Annotated in this window: 23 protein-coding genes and 1 pseudogene; 17 read left to right on the top strand and 7 right to left on the bottom strand. The window is 34.6% G+C overall.

Annotated elements, in window-relative coordinates; all coding sequences use genetic code 11:
- Positions 1-9 precede the first annotated feature (9 nt).
- From sufU to PND65_RS08245, 5 genes are read left to right on the top strand one after another with little or no spacing between them, the layout of a single operon-like run.
- Positions 10-453: a Fe-S cluster assembly sulfur transfer protein SufU gene (gene sufU, locus PND65_RS08265; RefSeq protein WP_015535832.1), complete on the top strand. Its 444-nt coding sequence runs from the start codon at positions 10-12 to the stop codon at positions 451-453.
- On the top strand, positions 446-1849 hold the full coding sequence (gene sufB, locus PND65_RS08260; RefSeq protein WP_015535831.1) for a Fe-S cluster assembly protein SufB: 1404 nt from the start codon (positions 446-448) through the stop codon (positions 1847-1849). The genes sufU and sufB overlap by 8 nt, the downstream gene beginning before the upstream one ends.
- Entirely contained in the window at positions 1842-2348 is a 507-nt protein-coding gene (locus PND65_RS08255) for a 5-formyltetrahydrofolate cyclo-ligase (RefSeq protein WP_271991379.1), read from the top strand. Before sufB ends, PND65_RS08255 begins: the two co-directional genes overlap by 8 nt.
- Positions 2339-2965, top strand: coding sequence for a GDSL-type esterase/lipase family protein (locus PND65_RS08250; protein ID WP_271994352.1), 627 nt, complete (start codon positions 2339-2341; stop codon positions 2963-2965). The genes PND65_RS08255 and PND65_RS08250 overlap by 10 nt, the downstream gene beginning before the upstream one ends.
- On the top strand, positions 2962-4029 hold the full coding sequence (locus tag PND65_RS08245) for a hypothetical protein (protein WP_022355577.1): 1068 nt from the start codon (positions 2962-2964) through the stop codon (positions 4027-4029). Before PND65_RS08250 ends, PND65_RS08245 begins: the two co-directional genes overlap by 4 nt.
- On the opposite strand, the gene PND65_RS08240 is transcribed toward PND65_RS08245, so the two are convergent.
- The 3 genes from PND65_RS08240 to PND65_RS08230 are packed head-to-tail and all read right to left on the bottom strand — an operon-like array spanning position 4026 to position 5627.
- On the bottom strand, positions 4026-4490 hold the full coding sequence (locus PND65_RS08240) for an HD domain-containing protein (RefSeq protein WP_035400916.1): 465 nt from the start codon (positions 4488-4490) through the stop codon (positions 4026-4028). The genes PND65_RS08245 and PND65_RS08240 overlap by 4 nt on opposite strands.
- 17 nt (positions 4491-4507) lie before the next feature.
- Positions 4508-5368 (bottom strand): Cof-type HAD-IIB family hydrolase, encoded by an 861-nt coding sequence (locus PND65_RS08235; RefSeq protein WP_271991384.1) that lies wholly within the window; start codon positions 5366-5368, stop codon positions 4508-4510.
- Positions 5369-5420: 52 nt separating this feature from the next.
- Positions 5421-5627, bottom strand: a complete 207-nt coding sequence (locus PND65_RS08230; protein ID WP_022355574.1) for a cold-shock protein — start codon at positions 5625-5627, stop codon at positions 5421-5423.
- Positions 5628-5894: 267 nt separating this feature from the next.
- Here PND65_RS08230 and PND65_RS08225 point away from each other — a divergent pair, with 267 nt between their 5' ends.
- The 11 genes from PND65_RS08225 (at position 5895) to PND65_RS08175 (ending at position 14222) form a co-directional block, all read left to right on the top strand.
- The gene (locus PND65_RS08225; protein ID WP_035400910.1) at positions 5895-7337 is read left to right on the top strand and encodes a leucine-rich repeat domain-containing protein; all 1443 of its coding nucleotides are present in this window, start codon (positions 5895-5897) and stop codon (positions 7335-7337) included.
- Between the two features lie 111 nt (positions 7338-7448).
- Positions 7449-7877, top strand: coding sequence for a hypothetical protein (locus PND65_RS08220; RefSeq protein WP_271991386.1), 429 nt, complete (start codon positions 7449-7451; stop codon positions 7875-7877).
- The gene (locus tag PND65_RS08215; protein ID WP_015535819.1) at positions 7861-8181 is read left to right on the top strand and encodes a PadR family transcriptional regulator; all 321 of its coding nucleotides are present in this window, start codon (positions 7861-7863) and stop codon (positions 8179-8181) included. The genes PND65_RS08220 and PND65_RS08215 overlap by 17 nt, the downstream gene beginning before the upstream one ends.
- Positions 8174-9106 carry a DUF1700 domain-containing protein gene (locus PND65_RS08210; RefSeq protein ID WP_022355571.1) on the top strand — a complete coding sequence of 311 codons (933 nt, stop codon included), beginning with the start codon at positions 8174-8176 and terminating at the stop codon, positions 9104-9106. Before PND65_RS08215 ends, PND65_RS08210 begins: the two co-directional genes overlap by 8 nt.
- On the top strand, positions 9106-9654 hold the full coding sequence (locus tag PND65_RS08205) for a hypothetical protein (protein ID WP_271991389.1): 549 nt from the start codon (positions 9106-9108) through the stop codon (positions 9652-9654). Before PND65_RS08210 ends, PND65_RS08205 begins: the two co-directional genes overlap by 1 nt.
- 86 nt (positions 9655-9740) lie before the next feature.
- Positions 9741-9944: a hypothetical protein gene (locus tag PND65_RS08200; protein WP_035400897.1), complete on the top strand. Its 204-nt coding sequence runs from the start codon at positions 9741-9743 to the stop codon at positions 9942-9944.
- Positions 9919-11511: an ABC1 kinase family protein gene (locus PND65_RS08195; protein ID WP_271991391.1), complete on the top strand. Its 1593-nt coding sequence runs from the start codon at positions 9919-9921 to the stop codon at positions 11509-11511. The genes PND65_RS08200 and PND65_RS08195 overlap by 26 nt, the downstream gene beginning before the upstream one ends.
- A gap of 12 nt (positions 11512-11523) precedes the next feature.
- On the top strand, positions 11524-12027 hold the full coding sequence (gene lspA / locus PND65_RS08190) for a signal peptidase II (protein WP_022355567.1): 504 nt from the start codon (positions 11524-11526) through the stop codon (positions 12025-12027).
- Positions 12003-12920: an RluA family pseudouridine synthase gene (locus PND65_RS08185; protein WP_015535814.1), complete on the top strand. Its 918-nt coding sequence runs from the start codon at positions 12003-12005 to the stop codon at positions 12918-12920. The genes lspA and PND65_RS08185 overlap by 25 nt, the downstream gene beginning before the upstream one ends.
- On the top strand, positions 12917-13411 hold the full coding sequence (locus PND65_RS08180; RefSeq protein ID WP_271991393.1) for a deoxycytidylate deaminase: 495 nt from the start codon (positions 12917-12919) through the stop codon (positions 13409-13411). Before PND65_RS08185 ends, PND65_RS08180 begins: the two co-directional genes overlap by 4 nt.
- Positions 13412-13466: 55 nt before the next feature.
- Entirely contained in the window at positions 13467-14222 is a 756-nt protein-coding gene (locus PND65_RS08175) for a metallophosphoesterase family protein (protein WP_022355565.1), read from the top strand.
- Between the two features lie 18 nt (positions 14223-14240).
- On the opposite strand, the gene PND65_RS08170 is transcribed toward PND65_RS08175, so the two are convergent.
- The 4 genes and pseudogenes from PND65_RS08170 to PND65_RS08155 all read right to left on the bottom strand — a co-directional run bounded on the left by PND65_RS08170 (position 14241) and on the right by PND65_RS08155 (position 17453).
- Positions 14241-14480 carry an aldo/keto reductase gene (locus PND65_RS08170; RefSeq protein ID WP_271991395.1) on the bottom strand — a complete coding sequence of 80 codons (240 nt, stop codon included), beginning with the start codon at positions 14478-14480 and terminating at the stop codon, positions 14241-14243.
- Positions 14481-14488: 8 nt separating this feature from the next.
- Positions 14489-14977 (bottom strand): annotated as a pseudogene (locus PND65_RS08165) (aldo/keto reductase).
- A 188-nt stretch (positions 14978-15165) separates the two neighbouring features.
- Positions 15166-16131 (bottom strand): L-lactate dehydrogenase, encoded by a 966-nt coding sequence (locus PND65_RS08160; RefSeq protein WP_022355562.1) that lies wholly within the window; start codon positions 16129-16131, stop codon positions 15166-15168.
- 188 nt (positions 16132-16319) lie between these two features.
- Positions 16320-17453: a S1C family serine protease gene (locus PND65_RS08155; RefSeq protein WP_271991398.1), complete on the bottom strand. Its 1134-nt coding sequence runs from the start codon at positions 17451-17453 to the stop codon at positions 16320-16322.
- Between the two features lie 182 nt (positions 17454-17635).
- On the opposite strand from PND65_RS08155, the gene PND65_RS08150 reads away from it, so the two are divergent.
- A complete protein-coding gene (locus tag PND65_RS08150) occupies positions 17636-18811 on the top strand; it encodes a neurofilament protein (RefSeq protein WP_271991399.1) in 1176 nt (391 codons plus the stop codon).
- Positions 18812-18868: the final 57 nt, after the last annotated feature.

Genomic DNA, 18868 nt, shown 5'->3' with positions numbered 1-18868 from the left:
AAAAGTTCTATGGCTTTAGATCCAACAATTTTAAGAGATATAATCATGGATCACTATGAATATCCTAGAAATAAAGAATTAACAGAAAAAGATGGATATATGTCTAGACACATGGCTAGTGATTCATGTATTGATGATATAACAGTACAGTCAAAGATTGAAAATGGGATTATTGAAGATGTACGTTTCGATGGAGTTGCCTGCACGATTTCGACTGCATCCACTTCTATCATGACGGAACTTGTCAAAGATAAGTCCATTGAGGAGGCCAAAGAAATCATCGATAACTATTTTAAGATGATCGATCAACAGGAATATGATGAAGATCTTCTAGAAGAAGCTGTTGCTTTTTCAGGAGTAGGAAAACAGGCAAATCGTATTAACTGTGCTACGATTGGTTGGAAAGCCTTACGTGATATGATCAATGAAAGTGAGGAGAAAGACCATGAGTGATTCAAAGAACCTGGATTTGAAGAATGAATACGAATATGGTTTTCATGACGAAGACGTCAGTGTCTATAAAACAGAAAAGGGATTAAATGAAGAAACTGTACGCATGATCTCTAAGATCAAAAATGAACCGGAATGGATGTTGGATCTAAGATTAAAGGCGTATCATTCTTTCGTGGAACAGAAAAATCCTAACTGGGGACCTGATTTAAGCCAGATCAATTTTGATGATTATACATATTACATCAAACCAAGTGATCGCCAGCAACAAAACTGGGAAGAAGTTCCTGAAACAATTCGAAACACATTTGATCGTTTAGGAATCCCAGAAGCAGAACAGAAATATCTTGCCGGTGTTTCCACACAATACGAAAGTGAAGTCGTATATCACAATATGTTGGAAGAAGTGGAAGAAAAAGGGGTAATTTTCTTAGATACGGATACGGCTTTAAAAACCTGTCCAGATATTTTTAAAGAGTATTTTGGAAAAATCGTGCCATATACAGATAATAAGTATGCTGCCTTGAATACAGCTGTTTGGTCAGGTGGATCTTTTATCTATGTTCCTAAAGGCGTAAAACTAGAGAAACCACTACAGTCATATTTTAGAATCAATTCTATGCAGATGGGACAGTTTGAGAGAACTTTGATCATTGTCGATGAAGGAGCAGATGTACATTATGTTGAAGGCTGTACAGCGCCTATTTATTCAAAAGATTCTCTTCATGCTGCCGTTGTAGAAATCTATGTACATAAAAATGCGAAATGTCGTTATTCTACAGTTCAAAACTGGTCAAGCAATATTTTGAATCTAGTAACCAAAAGAGCAAAGGTATTTGAAAATGGGCATATGGAGTGGATTGATGGAAATGTTGGTAGTCATATCAATATGAAGTATCCAGCTTGTATTTTGGCTGAACCTTACGCAAAAGGAACGACGATTTCAATTGCGGTTGCCTCTAAAAACCAGATTCAGGATGCCGGCAGCAAGATGATCCATTTGGCAGATCATACGACTAGTACGATCGTATCTAAATCGATTGCACGCAATGGTGGGGAAGTTAACTATCGTGGATGGGTCAATCATTCACCTAAAGCAGCGCATGCTAAATCTAAAGTAGAGTGTGATACTTTGATCTTAGATAAAGTTTCTCGTTCGGATACAATTCCTTTAAATATCTTTAAGAATGATACTTCACAAATTGAACATGAAGCGACTGTATCGAACATTAGTGAGGAACAGTTATTCTATTTGATGAGCCGCGGTTTATCTAGAGAAAAAGCTACGGAAATGATCATTATGGGCTTCTTAGAACCATTCACACGTGAGCTTCCAATGGAATATGCAGTTGAGCTTAATCAATTGTTGAAGTTAGATATGAGTGATTCTATTGGATAGAAAAGTATTGATTCAAAAAAGAAATCAAATTCAATCACCTATAAGAGAAGAAAAAGAAAAGGCCATAGTGGAAACACTGAAGCCTTTTTTAAAAGGAAATATAGGTTTATATGTACCTATTAAAGGCGAAGTGGATATCTTTAGACCATTTAAACATCTATCTGTGTATCTTCCGGTTGTGACATCTAATACAGATATGGAATTTGTTAAGTATGAGGATAACTTACAAAAAGGTTCTTTTGGTGTCCTAGAGCCTGTAGGAAATTTTATAGATAAGAATCTAATGGATGTAATCGTTGTACCTATGGTCGGATTCAATCATACAATTCGAATGGGTTACGGAAAAGGCTACTATGACCGATATCTGAAAGATTTTTGTGGCTTGAAGATCGGAGTTGCCTTTGATATACAGGAGGATCTATCGATCTTAAAAAAAGCACATGATGTAGAGATGGATATGATCATTACCGAAACAAGGAGGATCTTAAAATGCGAATAATGTTTTTTGGCGACAGCAATACATGGGGATATGATCCAGAAACAAGTCTTCGATTTACAAATCGATATACACAGCTTATTCAAAGCAAGTTAAACGATGATGTGATCATAGAAGAAGGCCTAAATGGAAGAACGCTTTGTCAAAACGATCCCTATGATCCAGATCGTAACGGATGCTTGGATATCAAACGCTGTATAAAATCGCATTTGCCTTTAGATATTCTTGTCATTATGTTAGGTACCAATGATGCGAAAAGAATGTATAATACAAATGCATATTCTTTGGAAAAAGGAATGAATGCTCTTTTGGATAAAGTTTTTGATCCATCACTGTATAAAAAGGGATTTGATATTCCTAAGGTATTGATCGTATGTCCGCCACGAATGAATCCATCCTATATCAAGGATCCTAAAACATTTGCCAACTTTGGTAAAGAAGGATTTAACATGATAGAAGAGGCGAAGGATCATTTAGCTGAAGTGGCCAAATCATATGGTGTTGATTTTATTGACACAAAGATCATGGCCGGCGATTATGATGGTTTACATCTACAAAGTAAAGAGCATAAAGAATTAGCTGAACAGTTAATCATTAAAATAAGAGGGATGAAATCATGAGCGCATATACGAACTCGATAAAATTTTGGGAAAGTTTTCAAAAGGTACAGGAAGAATTAAAGAAATGTCTTTCTTTAAAGAAATATGAACGATTAAATGAGCTTGTAGAAGGATTGGATGAAGAAGTCTATAGTTATACAGGTGCTCATTTCTTCGTTGAGAATCTATATGATGAGTACGAAATGACTTTTGACACAGGTCCAAATAAAACAACACAATATCTTTGTTCCTTGTTTTCTAAAACGGCTCCAGAGTCTATCAAAAAGTCTTGGATCATTAATGCCTGTCTTCCACCACTTTCGCAAAAAGCTATACAGGCAGAAGTGCAAATCAAAGATCAGTCTTATACTCTGGCAGATTTTCATGTGTTTTATAAAGTTGTAGAAAATACTCAGACCATTGCATGTCAATTATATTGTCCAGCCTATCAACAGATTAAGAATCCAGAAAATAAAAAAGAAATGAGCATGTATTTAATTGAGTTGGCAATTGGGCAATGTGCATATGAAGCTTACTTGTCTTCTGTGGATTTTTTAGATGTTCCACCTCAAGAAGATCAGCCTTTCTGTAATTTGGTGGATTTATTCGAAAAAATCATGGATATCGTAGAAAAGAACGAATGGAAAGAATATAACAGTCCATTGGAAATCTACTCTGTCTATCAGCCAATTCAGGATATTGGACATGATTCTTTACGTAAGGATATGAAATATATCTTTACTACACACCCTTTGTTGATTGAAGAGACAATTGAAAATAAAAAAGATGTGTTGTTGGATCTTTCCAGCAAAGATGGTGAATATGGATTTGTCTATTTTTCCAATATGTTCCACAATAAAGAAGATGCATTGTTTAGACAGAGTCTATCAAAACAATTAGATGATCAGATTTCTAAATTGAATGCTGGAAAGGTGATTGGCGGAGCAATTGGAAAAAGCTATTCTTATATTGACTGGATTGTTTATGACAAGACGAATTTCATAAAGGCTTTGGAAAGTGCAAAAAAACAGCTCAATAAATCTGTTGAGCTGCATTATGAATCATTTAATGATATCTTAGATTAGTTTTGAATATCAGCGCAGGCATCCAGCAGGCGCTGTTTTCTTATACCTTTTAATTCCATATCAGGATTTTCTAAAAAGCGTGCCAGCACATCGGCATCTTTTAATAGTTCACAAAGAGGGGAATCATAGATCTCTTTTTTAGAATGCTGACCAATCGCAAAACAGATATCATCAATTTCGTTGACCTTGAACATCTTTGTTTCACTTAAGTATTTATGGGCATAAATACTGGATAGTTTTGCGTGCTGACTATGAGGACAATTATCGATAAATTGCGCATAATCATGAAACAAGGCGGCAATTTTTGCCTTTTCCGGTTTGATTCCGCGGCTTATTGCCAAAAAGGTGATGCATGTATCGACACTTGCAGTATGGCTGATAGCAGCTATGCGCAAGGGTTCATATTGGATTTCTGCAAATTTTGAGTATACGTAATCTTTAACTAGTTCATATCGTCTCATCTTGTTCACCTATACTATTATACGATGATTTCTTTTAAAGCGGGAATTTTTTCGTATAAAGTATGTGCGATACCATCGTTTTCATTGGATAACGTAATCTCATCTGCAACTTCCTTGAGTTCATCAACTGCATTTTCCATAGCAATCCCATGTCCGGAATAGGTAAGGATCGAAATGTCGTTTTGACCATCACCAAAGGCTATTACTTCTTCTGGTTTGATGTGAATAGGGCGTAAAATGGCATCAAGTGCTTTTGCCTTGTCGATACCTTTGGCCGTAAATTCAAAATAGAATGGACTGGTAAACATACAAGAAAATTCATCTTTAAAAGGTTCTTTTATCTTTTGATAGTTTTCCAGCAGATAGTCTGGATCAGCAAAGGTTAAGATCTTGTTGAGGCGAAAATCTACAAATTCACTTAAATCATCAACTTCGCAGAGTTTATAGTTACCACCTCTAGATTCGTATTCCATGACATTAAATGGTTTGTTATCCAATGTGATCCAACCATCAAATACGTTGGTTACATACATATAATCATCTTTATCAATCATAGGTCGTACACGATCAAAATGTTTAAGATGATCCAATATTTTCTTTGCCTCTTCAATGCTTAAAGATTGATTAAACAAGATTTCATCTGTTTGACAATCAAGACCGATGGCTCCATTATATGAGACAAAATATCCATGATTCTGGTCCATTTCTAATTCATGGGCCAATTTTCTCAACCCTTTAGTCGGCCTGCCAGAGGCTAGGATTAATTTGATTCCCATAGCCTGGGCTTTTAATAAGGCTTCTTTTGTCATTGGTGTTATTTCTTTTTTGTCATTTGTTAAAGTTCCGTCAATATCAAGTACGATAGCTTTAATGCTCATTTTTTTGCTCCTTTTAAATAAATAAAAAAGCACTTATGTGCTTTTTGTAGGTTTACTCAGTAACAACTGTTACGTTGTTAGCTTGCTGACCGCGATCGCTTTCAATTACATCGTAGGTAACAGTTTGTCCTTCTTCAAGAGTTTTGAACCCTTCTGCATTGATTGATGAATAATGAACAAACACGTCTTTGCCTTCTTCGTTAGTAATGAAACCATACCCCTTTTCGGCATTAAACCATTTTACTTTTCCTGTGCTCATACATTTACCTCCTGGATTATTGCCATAAATTATGATTGTTTTGATAGATAGGGGTGTATTGTTTATACATATATCTAGGCAATCTAATAAATACTGATAATCCTCTACACACTATTATTTTAGCATTCATAGTCCATTTTGTCCATGTTTTATGCAGGGGCTTACAGGAATGAAAAGTGTGAGAAATGTTAATAATTTTTTAGAAAAAATAGATAGTCACTTGTGCTATTTTTTACTATAATTAAGATATATGAAGGAGGAATCATTATGTTAATTCCTGATGAAAATCTTGGGTATGTCGTTTCTAGAACTTTACGAGTTAAGCCGCATGAACTGACCCCTGAATTGATGACAAAAATTACACGTTTAGAAGCACCTAATCATGAGATTCGCTCACTAGAAGGACTGCAATTTGCAGAGAATCTTGAATATATGGATGTTTCAAATAATCAGATCGAAACTTTAGATCCTATTCGTGATCTAAGAAACCTTGAAATTCTTGATGTTTCCAGCAACCAGTTAAGAGATATTCAGGCACTTCATGGATTTAGACAATTAAGAAAGTTGAATATTTCCAGAAATAATTTATATACGATGGATGTTTCGTCAATTGCGGCCATGATTGATCTTGAATCTTTGAATCTTGAAAAGGCAAAGGTCGATTCATTAGAATATCTGGAAAGGTGTAAGAAACTTCAGGAAGTAAGTATCAATACGGAAAACGGTCCTTTTAGTTATGCAATCTTAGGAACGCTTAAACAGCTGAAAAAATTGAATATGCGAGGTATGCGATTATTCAATATCGAGGATTTGACATATTTATCAAGTGTAGAAGTGTTGGATCTTTCAACAAATTTAATGAGTGATTTATCTCCGCTGTTGTCAATGGAGAGCTTAACAGAATTAAATCTTTCAAACTGTCCTTATATCAGTGACTATTCCGTTTTAACTCAATTTCCAAATCTTAAGAAATTAAATATTTCTTTTAATAAAACAAAAGACTTTAGTTTCTTAAAAAATTTATCTAGTCTGGAAGAACTGGCAATGGAACAAACTGGATTCAGTGATATGACTTTATTGAACCAAATGAGTAATCTAAGAAAACTTGATGTTTCAAAAAATGAATTAAGCAATGTTCATAAATTCAAAAATGCTTCAAATTTAGTTGAATTTAGGGCGAGATTCTGTCAGTTAACAGATATTGATTTTTTGAAGAAAGCTAAGAAACTAGTCACATTGGATTTGTTCTCAAACCGCATTCAAGATATTTCATTATTGAAAGGGGCAAATGAAATGGTGGAATTGAATGTAGGTAGAAACGCAATCAAAGATATCACTTGTCTAAAAGATATGAAACAATTGGAAATCCTTTCCTTAGAAAACAACAATGTTACCGATATTACACCATTAAAAGAATTAGAGAATTTATGTGATGTTGATCTTTACAATAATATCATTACAGATTTAAGACCGTTAACAAATTTGAAACTGATTTCTTATTTAAGATTGGACCATAACGCGATCACAGATTTGAGCCCTTTGGCTAATTTACGCTTTTTACGTTCATTGACATTGAAGGCAAACTACATAACGGATGTAAGTCCATTAAAAGATCTGACTTTGTTAGAGGCTCTTAGATTGGATGATAATCCTATCGAAGATACTTCTGTTCTCGAAAGCATGGAGTTCTATGAAAAATACACAAAATAAGCTGCTTAGGCAGCTTTTTTTAGTGCCTGATTAAAAATAGTATTATTTTAAACTAGGTACTTGACAATACAAAGTAGTATGTTTATTATAATAGTGTAAGAGGTGATACATATGAACCCAAGAGCTGTAATATATTGTTCAAAACATGGATCAACAAAACAAATTGCGAAAATGATTGCAGATAAATATAATCTGCCTTTGATCAACATCATGCACATTAATGGTTATTCGTTTCAAGAAGTGCCGGTTATCTTTTGTGGATGGATCAAAAAGGGAAAGATCCAAGGTCTGGTTAAAGCGGAGAATTTGTTCTCCTGCATTGAAATCGTAGCGGTTGGATCAATGCCATCTAACGAGAGCTCAAGACTAAAACTTAAATATGAAAACAATATTGATAAACAAATCTTTACGTATGTTCAGTCAAAACCATACATTGAGCCAACATTAAAAGAAAAAATATGGATCTCATTATTTGAACCTACTTTGCAGAAACGATTCATCAGAAAGGAAATCAGGATAGAACATGAATACACAATTTAAAAAAGGTGTTCTAGAATTGATCGTTCTTCAATCAATATCTCATAAAGATCTATATGGATATCAGTTAGTTACTAAAATATCTGAAGTAGTCGATGTGAATGAAGGTACGATTTATCCTCTTTTAAAAAGACTGTTGAACGATCATCTACTAGAGTCATATCTAAAAGAATCAACGGAAGGACCTCCACGTAAGTATTATCATATTACGGCAGCAGGAATTTCCAAATATCAGGAACTTTTGAAAGAATGGAATGAATTCTCAAAACGAGTTAGTGACTTTTTGGAGGAAGAGAACAATGAATAAGCAGGAGTTTTTAAATCAATTAGAAAAGAAATTGGACCGTATCAATGAAACTGAAAGAAAAGATATTCTTATGGAATACGGAACATATATCGATGACAAAATGGCAACAGGTGTCTCGGAAGAAGATGCGGTTTCTGGTTTCGGAGATGTAGATGAATTGGCTGAGGAAATCCTAGATGCTTATAAGATCAATACGGATAATGTGCAAACAAAGGTTGATAAGACACTGGACAAAGTTTATGTTCGTTCAGAAAGTTTATTAAATCGTTTAGGGAATCTCTCAGTGAATGATTTCTTCCATATTGTATTTGATGCTTTCGTACTATTGATTATCTTATTTATAGGAAAAGTCTTGATCGTGGATCTTTTAGGAAATCTATTTATATCGTTATTATTTAGCTTTTCAGGAGGATATTTATATTTTATTGAAAACTTGTTAGAATTTTTATGGGCTGTTGTTTACTTTTTAGCGGGTGTCTTCTTCTTTTTCTCCGTTATGTCTAGACGAATCAATCGTTATAAAAATAAAGCCAGCATTCGTCAGGTCGGTGTTATGGAAGATATAAAGAATACTTGGAATCAGGAATCTCGTACATTAGTAAATGGTAATGATGATAATGAAGAAAAACTCCCACCTTTACCAAAAGATAGAGCTCCTCTTTATCATCAGCGTATGAAAACACCTCCAATTAATAATGAGGGAACTCATATTCTTGCCAAGATATTGATCGTCATGGTAGCTATTCCGGTTGTCATTGCCTTGATTTCATTTAGTGTGATATTCTTCGCAATGATTTTTGTCAGTATCACAGAACAGGCAACAAGCATTGGATTATATTTGATATTCTTAGGTTTGATTTGTGGTTCCATAAGCATACTTTGGTTTTTGATTCATGTATGGCCTAAAAAAAGAGGTGATGACTGATGCGTAAAATAATGATATTATTTGTGGCTTCCATAGTGATTGTATTAAGTGGATGTTTTGTATTCGCTGCTGAAGTAAGCCATATAGATGTAATCGAAACAGTGGAGAAAAGCAAATCTAAAACTGAATCAATTGTTATTAATGAAAAAACGAAGAATGTGGTCTTAGATACGTCGTTATATGACCAGTCCAATTATTCAATTGTCAATGACATCTATATTGTTGAGAGCCGTCAGGATTCAACACTTGCTCCAAATGAAGTAGTTCTAGAATATAATGATAAGTTTGCAACAGAAGTTAGTGAACTAGGAGATACGACCACTATTAAGTTTTCATCTGAACTTACTTGGATCGACATAAATGGTAATAGTTTATCGAACTTTCAAGATTATCTAGATGTATGGAAAAACAAAACAGTAACACGAAAAAGTATCGATCCAGAATACTTTAATATTAAAGTTCGTTATGGATCAAATGTGCGAATACTTGACTCAGATAGTCAAGAGTATCAGAATGAATATTTAGATACAGGGGAACAATATTATTGATGATTTGTAGGAAAGAAGAGAAACTGTTAAATAGTTATCTCTTCTTTTTTTACATTCTGTGCTAAAATGTTTCTAGCGAGGTAGTTATGAAAAAACATTCAATGGAAAAGGATTGGCAAAATTTATTAGACAATATCTTGTTTTCTGGAACGAATGTGATTCGTGATGTTTTGGATGCCGGTAAGGATGTATATAAGACCTGGTTCAAAACAGATGCAATCAACAATACTCCTTTGCATAGAAAGAAGGAGAGGAATAGAGCAGATGGAACAGAAGATCTTATCAAGTAGAGCACGATTTGCTCAAATCTTATCCATTCTACATAAACATCATATTGAAAAAGGAATCGATCCTGTAAAGTTTCGTGAGATATTGGAAGACCTTGGTCCAACTTTTGTAAAAATTGGACAAATCATGTCAACGCGACAGGATATGTTTTCAGAGCGTTATTGTAAAGAGTTGATGAAACTTAGAAGTTCTGTTACACCTATGGATTTTGATACAGTACAAACAATCTTAAATGAGGCGTATCAAAAATCTTGGACAGAAATTTATGAAAGCATTGATATGGAGCCTTTAGGCTCTGCTTCGATTGCACAGGTTCATTTCGCTCAATTGAAAAATGGACAGTCTGTTGTCTTGAAAATCCAGCGTCCTTATATCTATGAGCGAATGGAACGAGATGTAAGCTTATTACGAAAAGCTGTCAAGGTATTGAATCTTTCTGATATCGTAAGTTCAGTAATTGATCTAAATATGGTGATCGATGAATTTTGGACGGCGGCAAAGCAGGAAATGGATTTTACCAATGAGGCAATGTTTGCCAAACGATTTAAACGTCTTTTTAAAGATTGTAATTTTGTTTATGCACCAAAAATTTATGATGAGTATACAACACATCAAGTTTTGGTCATGGAATATATTGAAGGAATTGAAATATCAGATACAGAAAAGTTAGATAGTGAAGGGTATGATCGAGTAGAGATTGCTGACAAGCTTGCATACAACTATATTTCACAAGTCATTGAGTATGGTTTCTTTCATGCAGATCCACATTCAGGAAACTTGCGAATCCGAGATGATAAAATCGTATGGATCGATTTTGGAATGATGGGAATCTTGGAAAGAAGAGATCGTGAATTGATGAAAGACGCAGTTCGAGCTTTGGCTTTACGCGATACTACTAAATTAGTAGATACGATCTTAACGCTGGGTATTGTAAATCAGGAGATTGATTATCCGGCTTTTACCAATGAAATTGAAAGGTTTATGAATCAATATTTAAATCTTTCTTTTTCGGAAATGGATTTAGGTGTCATGGTTCAAGATGTCTTTACCATTTGTCATCATTATCACATTGCTTTACCAAAGGGCATCTCAATGTTGGCAAGAAGCATGATGACAATAGAGGCAACCTTGAATGATTTGAATCCTTCGTGTAATATGATGAAGATCATCGCGAATCACAAAGCGACCTTAACACATGTAGATTTAGGAAAAGAAGCTAAAAAAATCGCATCAAAATCAATTGACGCATTTGTTAAAGGACTAGATTTAAGTGTACAATCCAGTGATGTATTAAAGATGGTACAGCGTGGTCAAGTGAAAGTGAACTTAAATCTTATGGGTTCAGAACAACCAATTGCCAAGATTGATAGAATGATCAATAGACTTATCATCTGTATTTTGATTGCAGCTTTATTGATGGCATCATCTTTGATTTGTACAACGGATATGGATCCTAAGATTTTAGGTATACCGGCTTTGGGATTTGTTGGATTCATGAGTGCACTTGCAATGTCAATTTGGTTATTTTTCAAGATGTTGCAGCTTCATCGAAGAAATAAATCATTTTAAAGGGGAGTTTGAATGAAGAAAAAAATAGGAACTTATATTGTATCGCTGATCATCATTGTTCTTACATTAGGATATGATCAATGGACAAAGCATATTGTAGAACAGAGCATTCAATTAAATGAGAGAATAGAAGTTATCAAAAACTTCTTTTATCTTACATATGTTCAAAATACAGGGGCAGGCTTTAGTTTATTCGAAGGCTTTGGTATGACGTTCTTTGCGATCGTAACAATCGTTGCCTTGATTTTGATTGGTTATATATACTTTATGGTAAATGACTATCGCTATCAGCTTGCCTTGGCACTTGTCTTTTCCGGGGCAATAGGAAATTTTATAGATCGCTTAGTGCTGGGATATGTTCGAGATTTTTTTAGTTTTTACATTTTTGGATCGCCTTTTCCTGTCTTTAATGTTGCCGATATATGTATCACGATAGGGTTTGCGATACTGTTGATCATTTATATATATGATGAATATAAGGAGAAAAAAAGATGGAAACAAGGGAATTTATCATAGATGATGAAAATGCCAAGATCCGTGTTGATAAGGCAGTTGCATCGCTTTTAGATTTTTCAAGAAAGCGAGTTAAGGATATTTTGGATGAAGGAAATATTTTAGTGAATGGAAGTCCCTGCAAGGCAAGCTATATATTGCAGGAAGGGGATCATTTGTTAGTTAATATTCCAGAAGTTCAATCTCTGGAAGTGTTGCCGGAGAATATTCCTTTGAATATTGTATATGAAGATGACGATGTAATCGTGATCAATAAACCAAAAGGAATGGTCGTTCATCCTGCCTTTGGACATGTTTCTGGAACATTGGTCAATGCTTTGATGTATCATTGTAAAGATCTAAGTGGTATAAATGGTGTTATGCGTCCAGGAATCGTTCATCGTATTGACAAGGACACATCCGGCCTTCTTGTTGTCTGTAAGAACGATAAAGCACATCTGGCTTTAAGTGAACAATTATCGAATAAAACTTGTCATCGAGAATACTTGGCTATCGTCCATCACCCATTTTCTCATGAACATGGAACGATCAATGCTCCAATTGGCCGCGATGAAAAAGACCGTCAGAAGATGGCAGTAACGGCCAATAATTCCAAGGAGGCAATCACGCATTTTACTGTGCTGGAAAACTTTAAAGACTATGCTTTGGTGCGTTGTCGTCTTGAAACAGGACGAACACATCAGATTCGTGTCCATATGCAGTATATAAAACATCCAATTGCCGGAGATCCTAAATATGGTCACCGTAAGACAATTGATACCAACGGGCAGTTGCTTCATGCTTGTAAACTGGAGTTCATTCATCCAACAACAAAAGAATACATGAGTTTTGAGGCAGAGCCAGATCAGACTTTTAAAAATATATTAGAAAAATTAAGGAAAGGAGATTCTGTATGAAACGAGCCGATGTATTAAGCTGGGATGAATATTTTATGAGCATGGCTCATTTAAGTGCCAAAAGGTCAAAAGATCCTAGTACGCAGGTGGGAGCGTGTATAGTGAATTCACAAAAAAGAGTTGTCGGTCTTGGATACAATGGTTTTCCTAAAGGATGCGATGATAATGAATTCCCATGGGGTAGAGATGGCAAATTTTTAGATACGAAATATCCTTATGTCGTACATGCTGAATTAAATGCGATCCTTAACAGTATACAGGATCTAAATGGTTGTACGATTTATGTCTCTTTGTTTCCATGTAATGAATGTGCAAAGGCAATTATTCAATCAGGTATCAAATGTGTAGTATATGAAAGCGATAAGTATGCTGGAACTGAAGCTAATATTGCTTCTAAGAAAATGTTTCGAGATGCTGGGGTTGAACTAGTTCAATTAACATATGAAATTACAGTAGACGTAAATGTAAAAAAGAGTGTGCAAAACTTATAACCGCTTTCATAGGTTTTTGGGTAGTATATTTATAAAATCATGTTACAATATTATCATGATTTTTATTACAGGGGATACGCACAGGGAATTGGATATACATACGATAAATCCCAGGGAGTTTGTTGAGGGAAGAACGTTAACTAGAGATGATTATGTAATCATCTGTGGTGATTTTGGCTGTATCTGGGACGGAGGTTCTGGTGATCGATTTTGGTTGAACTGGTTAGAATCTGAAGGCTGGAACACTTTATTTATTGATGGAAATCACGAAAATTTTGATGTATTAAATCAGTATCCCGAAGAAACTTGGCATGGAGGAAAAGTTCATCGTATCCGTTCAAATATTTTTCACTTAATGCGAGGGGAAGTATTTGACATAGAAGGGAAAAGTTTCTTTACGTTTGGTGGTGCCAGTAGCCATGATGCTCAATATCGTACAGAACATCAAACTTGGTGGAAAGATGAATTACCAACAACTTCTGAAATTGAACATGCATATCAAACACTTGAGAAGCACGATTGGAAAGTGGATTATGTATTGACCCATGATATCTATCGTTCTCATCCTTTGGGAAATAAATATACATGTGATATGTCTTTATATGGGGACGGGTATCATAATGTACCCGATTTTTTGGAAAGCATAAAAAATAAGCTTGATTATTCATATTGGTTTAATGGTCATTATCATACCGATGAAGTGCATTTTACAAATCAAAAACCTTGTATAACATTGTTTGATCGAATCATAAATATAGAAAAAGTAGATGACTTTATAAATGAAAAAACAGGATATAAGCTAGATAATTAGACTTATGTCCTGTTTTTCTTAAAAATCAAATGTTAAAGGATTGTAGCTTGTTCTATGGTTTTCGTTCATGCTGTTTAGAATTTGCATATCCTTATCTTCTAATGTGAAATCAAAGACAAAAAAATTTTCTTCTAAACGAGCCGGATTTTTTGATTTTGGTATAGGAATTATATTTTGTTGAATGTTCCATCGCAATAATATTTGAGCTGGGCTCTTATTATATTTTTGTGCTATTTCTTTTATTTTTTGATTTTCCATGTTTCCTCTTAATAATGGCCCCAAGCCATGGTTATTATATTGTTTTCTTTACAGAATGAAAGCAAGTCTTCATCATGCATCAGTGGTGTATGTTCAATCTGATTTATCATTGGTGCTATGGTACAGTGGGATAATAAATGTTGGAGTTGTTCTTTTTCAAAGTTGCATACTCCTATAGTTTTGACTTTATTTTGTTTATATAGATATTCTAAAGCACGCCATGTTTCCAGTGTTCGGCTTTTATTAAGTCCTGGTCAATGAATTAAAAATGCATCAAGATAATCTGTTTTTAACTTTGACAAAGAATCATAAAAACTTGTAATTGTGTTTTTATAGCCTTGGTTGCTGTTATCAACTTTGCTGATAAGAAAAATATCATTTCTATCTATTAGATTTGCTTGAATAGCATTGCCTAATGCATCTTCATTATGAGACATTTGAGCAGTATCAAATAATCTATATCCAATATTATATGCATATTTTATAACGTCATTCATCTGTGCACCTGGTTCGATTTTAAAAACACCAAGGCCAATCTAAGGAATTGATATATTATTCTTTAATTTAATCATATGGATCACCCTTTTCATGAAATGAATTATATATTGTATCTTTTTGTAATTCAATGTTTAAAAAATACAAAAAAAGCTGTATCTTCATTAAAATGATACAGCAAATATTTTTATTATATAATTCCTTCTAGATTGTCATCTATCGTTTTCTTTAGTGTATCGAATGAGTTGTTGAATTTAGCCTGATCATTTTCGTTTAGTGGTAGACAAACAACTTTTTCGATTCCGTTTGAACCCACAACACTTGGTGTACCGATAAAGTATCCTTCACGACCATATTCACCATTTTGGTATGCCGAAACAGGTAAAATAGCACGTTCGTTATTCAATACACAAGTTACGATTCGTCTTAATGCCAAACCAATACCATAGTATGTAGCTTTTTTCTTTTCAATGATGTGATAAGCTTTATCACGTACGCTTACATAAATATCTTGAAGTTCAGCGAGTGAAATATCTTCTTCATCTAAGTATTCTAATAGATGTTTACATCCGATATAGCAATGAATCCAAGGGACGAAACTTGAATCTCCATGTTCACCCATGATATAAGCGTGGATGTTTGTAGAAGCAAAACCAAGTCTTTCAGATAAGGCAAAGCGTAAACGAGCTGAATCTAATACTGTACCAGATCCAATAACGTGGTTTTTAGGAAGTCCACTTGATTTCCATGCGACATAAGTCATGATATCAACAGGGTTGTTGGCAACGATCAAGATACCGTTGAAGTTATTATTTTTTAAAGATTCGCATACGTTCTTTGTGATACCAGCATTGATCTTAACTAATTCAAGACGAGATTGTCCTGGTTTTTGAGCAGCACCTGCTGTTAAAACGACGATATTTGTATCGTGTGAATCAGCTTCATAAGAACCTGCAGTAATTTTCATTTTACCTTGTGCATATAATAGCCCATCACTTAGGTCCATCTGTTCTCCTTCAGCTTTGTCAGTGTTGACATCGACTAAGACTAATTCATCGATTCCTTTTTCGTTCAGTAATGAGTAAGCAAAACTCATACCGACAAATCCGGTTCCTACCAGCATTACTTTACGTTTTGAAATTTTTTCTTGTTGCATAATTATATATATCCTCCTAACGTATTGAATTTAATTATATTATAGCGATTTCATAGTATTTTCACAACAAAAACGATTGGATAAATCGAATTAATTTAATAAAACTTAAATAAAATTCTTGTCATATAATACGTTTAAATGAAGAAAAAAATAAAGAAAAATGCAAAAAAACAGTAAAACAATCCGTTTTACTGTTGCTGGCTCTGTGATTGAAGTGTAATATTTACTTCCTGTTGTTGACCATCACGTTCAATGACCATCGTTACGGTATCACCGATCTTGTGTTCATTTAAGATAGCTTTTACTTCACTTGAAGAGGTGATGTCCTGTCCATCAAATTTAACGATACGATCATTAACTTGAAGTCCTGCTTGATCAGCCGCTCCACCTTCAACTACTTGGACAATATAACATCCGGCTTCCATATTTCCTTGAGAATAATAGCTTTGTCCTGAGTAATCATATAAGCTGACATTCAGTGCCGGCCTTGAAGTGACAGAACCATTTTCAATCAATTCATTGATGATATCGATCGCTCCATTAATTGGAATAGCAAATCCTAGACCTTCAACACCGGTTGAACTTTCTTTGGCATTTACGATACCAATCAAGTTGCCTGAAGCATCAAATAATCCTCCTCCGGAGTTTCCAGGGTTGATAGCGGCATCGGTTTGCAGCAAGGTCATCGTTGTATCACCGATCGTGATTTGACGATCTAACGCGGAAATGATACCTGTTGTAACGGTTCCACCTAATTCGCCTAATGGATTACCAATAGCGATAGCTGCATCACCAACTTCAAGAGAATCGCTGTCACCGAATGTAGCAGGCGATAAGCCTGTAGCATTGATTTTTAAAACTGCTAAATCAGTTTGTGAATCTGAACCGATAATTTCAGCTGAATATTCTTGACCATCTGTGGTACGAACAGCGATGGCTGTTGCATTTTCAATTACATGGTTGTTAGTAATGATATAACCATCTTCACTCATGATCACACCGGATCCAGCACCTTGTGTGATGTATTGTTGTTGTAACAATCCTCCGCTTGAAGCAACTCCCTGTGTCGTTATTTCTACAACGCTAGGTCCACATTTTGCAGCTATATCGCTCACATCATTGATAGCGGCTGTAGAAGAGTTTCCGGATTGCTGGTTAATAGTGACTCCAGAAGGTCCTGTCATATTGTTGGCGAGCATGGCTCCACCAAAACCACAGGCGCCAGCGGCTACAACAAAGGCAGCAGCACCAGCTATATATTTAGGATTGATAGAGTTCTTTTTCTTTTGGAACTCTGGTGGCGTTTGAGAATTTTGATTCATAAAATACTCCTCCTTATTTAATACAACGTTAGTATACGCCAAAAATATGGATTTTTCTTTTCAGATACGTGTGAAATTTTGTTTTTTTTATTAAAAAATCGGTAAAAAAATGGTCTAAATGTAGTTATAAAACGTAAAAAAGTGCTATAATGTGCCTGTTAACAGAAGGAGGTATTTGTTCTATGCCTGTTAAGAAAACAACACAAGTAACGAAAGAAGATAAAACTGTGAAGGCTCCTGCAAAGAAGGCGGCTACCAAAACAACTACAGTTAAGAAGACTGCAGCTAAAAAGAAGGAGACATCTGTTGAAAAAGAAACAAAAACGGTTAAACAAACACCAACTGCGAAAACAACAAAAACAAGCAAAAAAACTGCAGCGGCAGACAAAGAAGTTAAAGCGCCTGCAAAGAAAACAACTTCTAAAAAGGCTTCTGAAGTGGTATCTAAGAAAGTAGAACAAAAGAAGGAAATGCCTAAAAAAGAAGCACCAAAAAAAGAAACAGTTAAAAAAGCGACTCCAAAGAAAACGTCAAAGGCTGTAAAGCTTGCTCAATATAACAACTTTGCGATTGATACATGTATTGATATGGCAAGAGCTATGGGCGTTGACATGGGCTATGATCAATATGCAAATATGTTGTTGGAAATTACGGATCTAAAGACCATTGCCAACAATATTATTGATAAATATGATTTAAAGACGAAAAAGTTTACTTTTGATGAAGATGGATATGATATTGATTTGATCGAAGTATTAGTATCAAAAATTGCTGATACAGTTGATATCAAAGCACAGGATTTCATTGAATTAGGTGGTATCGCCAAAGAATGTCTGGCTTATGAACTATCGGATGATGCTAGTGCAAACAATGATGAATATCATAAAGAATTTGATCTAGTCAAGAAGATCTTAATGATTGCTCAAAGAAAGGATCTTTATACAATGGAAGAACTAGCTTCATTGTTGAAGATGGATATGACAGATACTATCCTGCACTATATGGATGTTGCGTATAATGTATTAAAGAACTGGCAGTATGATGATGTTAAGTATTATGAAAACTTTATTTATGCTGTGTTATCTCACTTTACAGATTTACACGATAAATATGCAAATCGTGCAATGATGGATGTCGCTGATCTTTACATTGAACATGGAGATTATGGCTTGGGAGATGCCAACTATGGATACATCATTCGCGAAAATCAAATCAAAGACTATATCTATTATCGTTATGCCAATGTATACGTAGACATTGATCGTGAAAAAGCTCGATCAATTGCTCAGTCTGCATTACAATATGTTGATTCTCGTTATACATACTATCCAAATATTATGAGCATTTTGGAAGACTAAGTCTTCCTTTTTTTTTAGATATCTTGTTGAATGGTAGTTTTTATCTTGATTTTTATA

This window comes from Faecalitalea cylindroides, assembly GCF_028321995.1.
Lineage (GTDB): Bacteria > Bacillota_I > Bacilli_A > Erysipelotrichales > Erysipelotrichaceae > Faecalitalea > Faecalitalea cylindroides.
The sequence above is the reverse complement of the archived record's forward strand: the minus strand, read 5'-3'. Positions and strand labels throughout refer to the sequence as shown.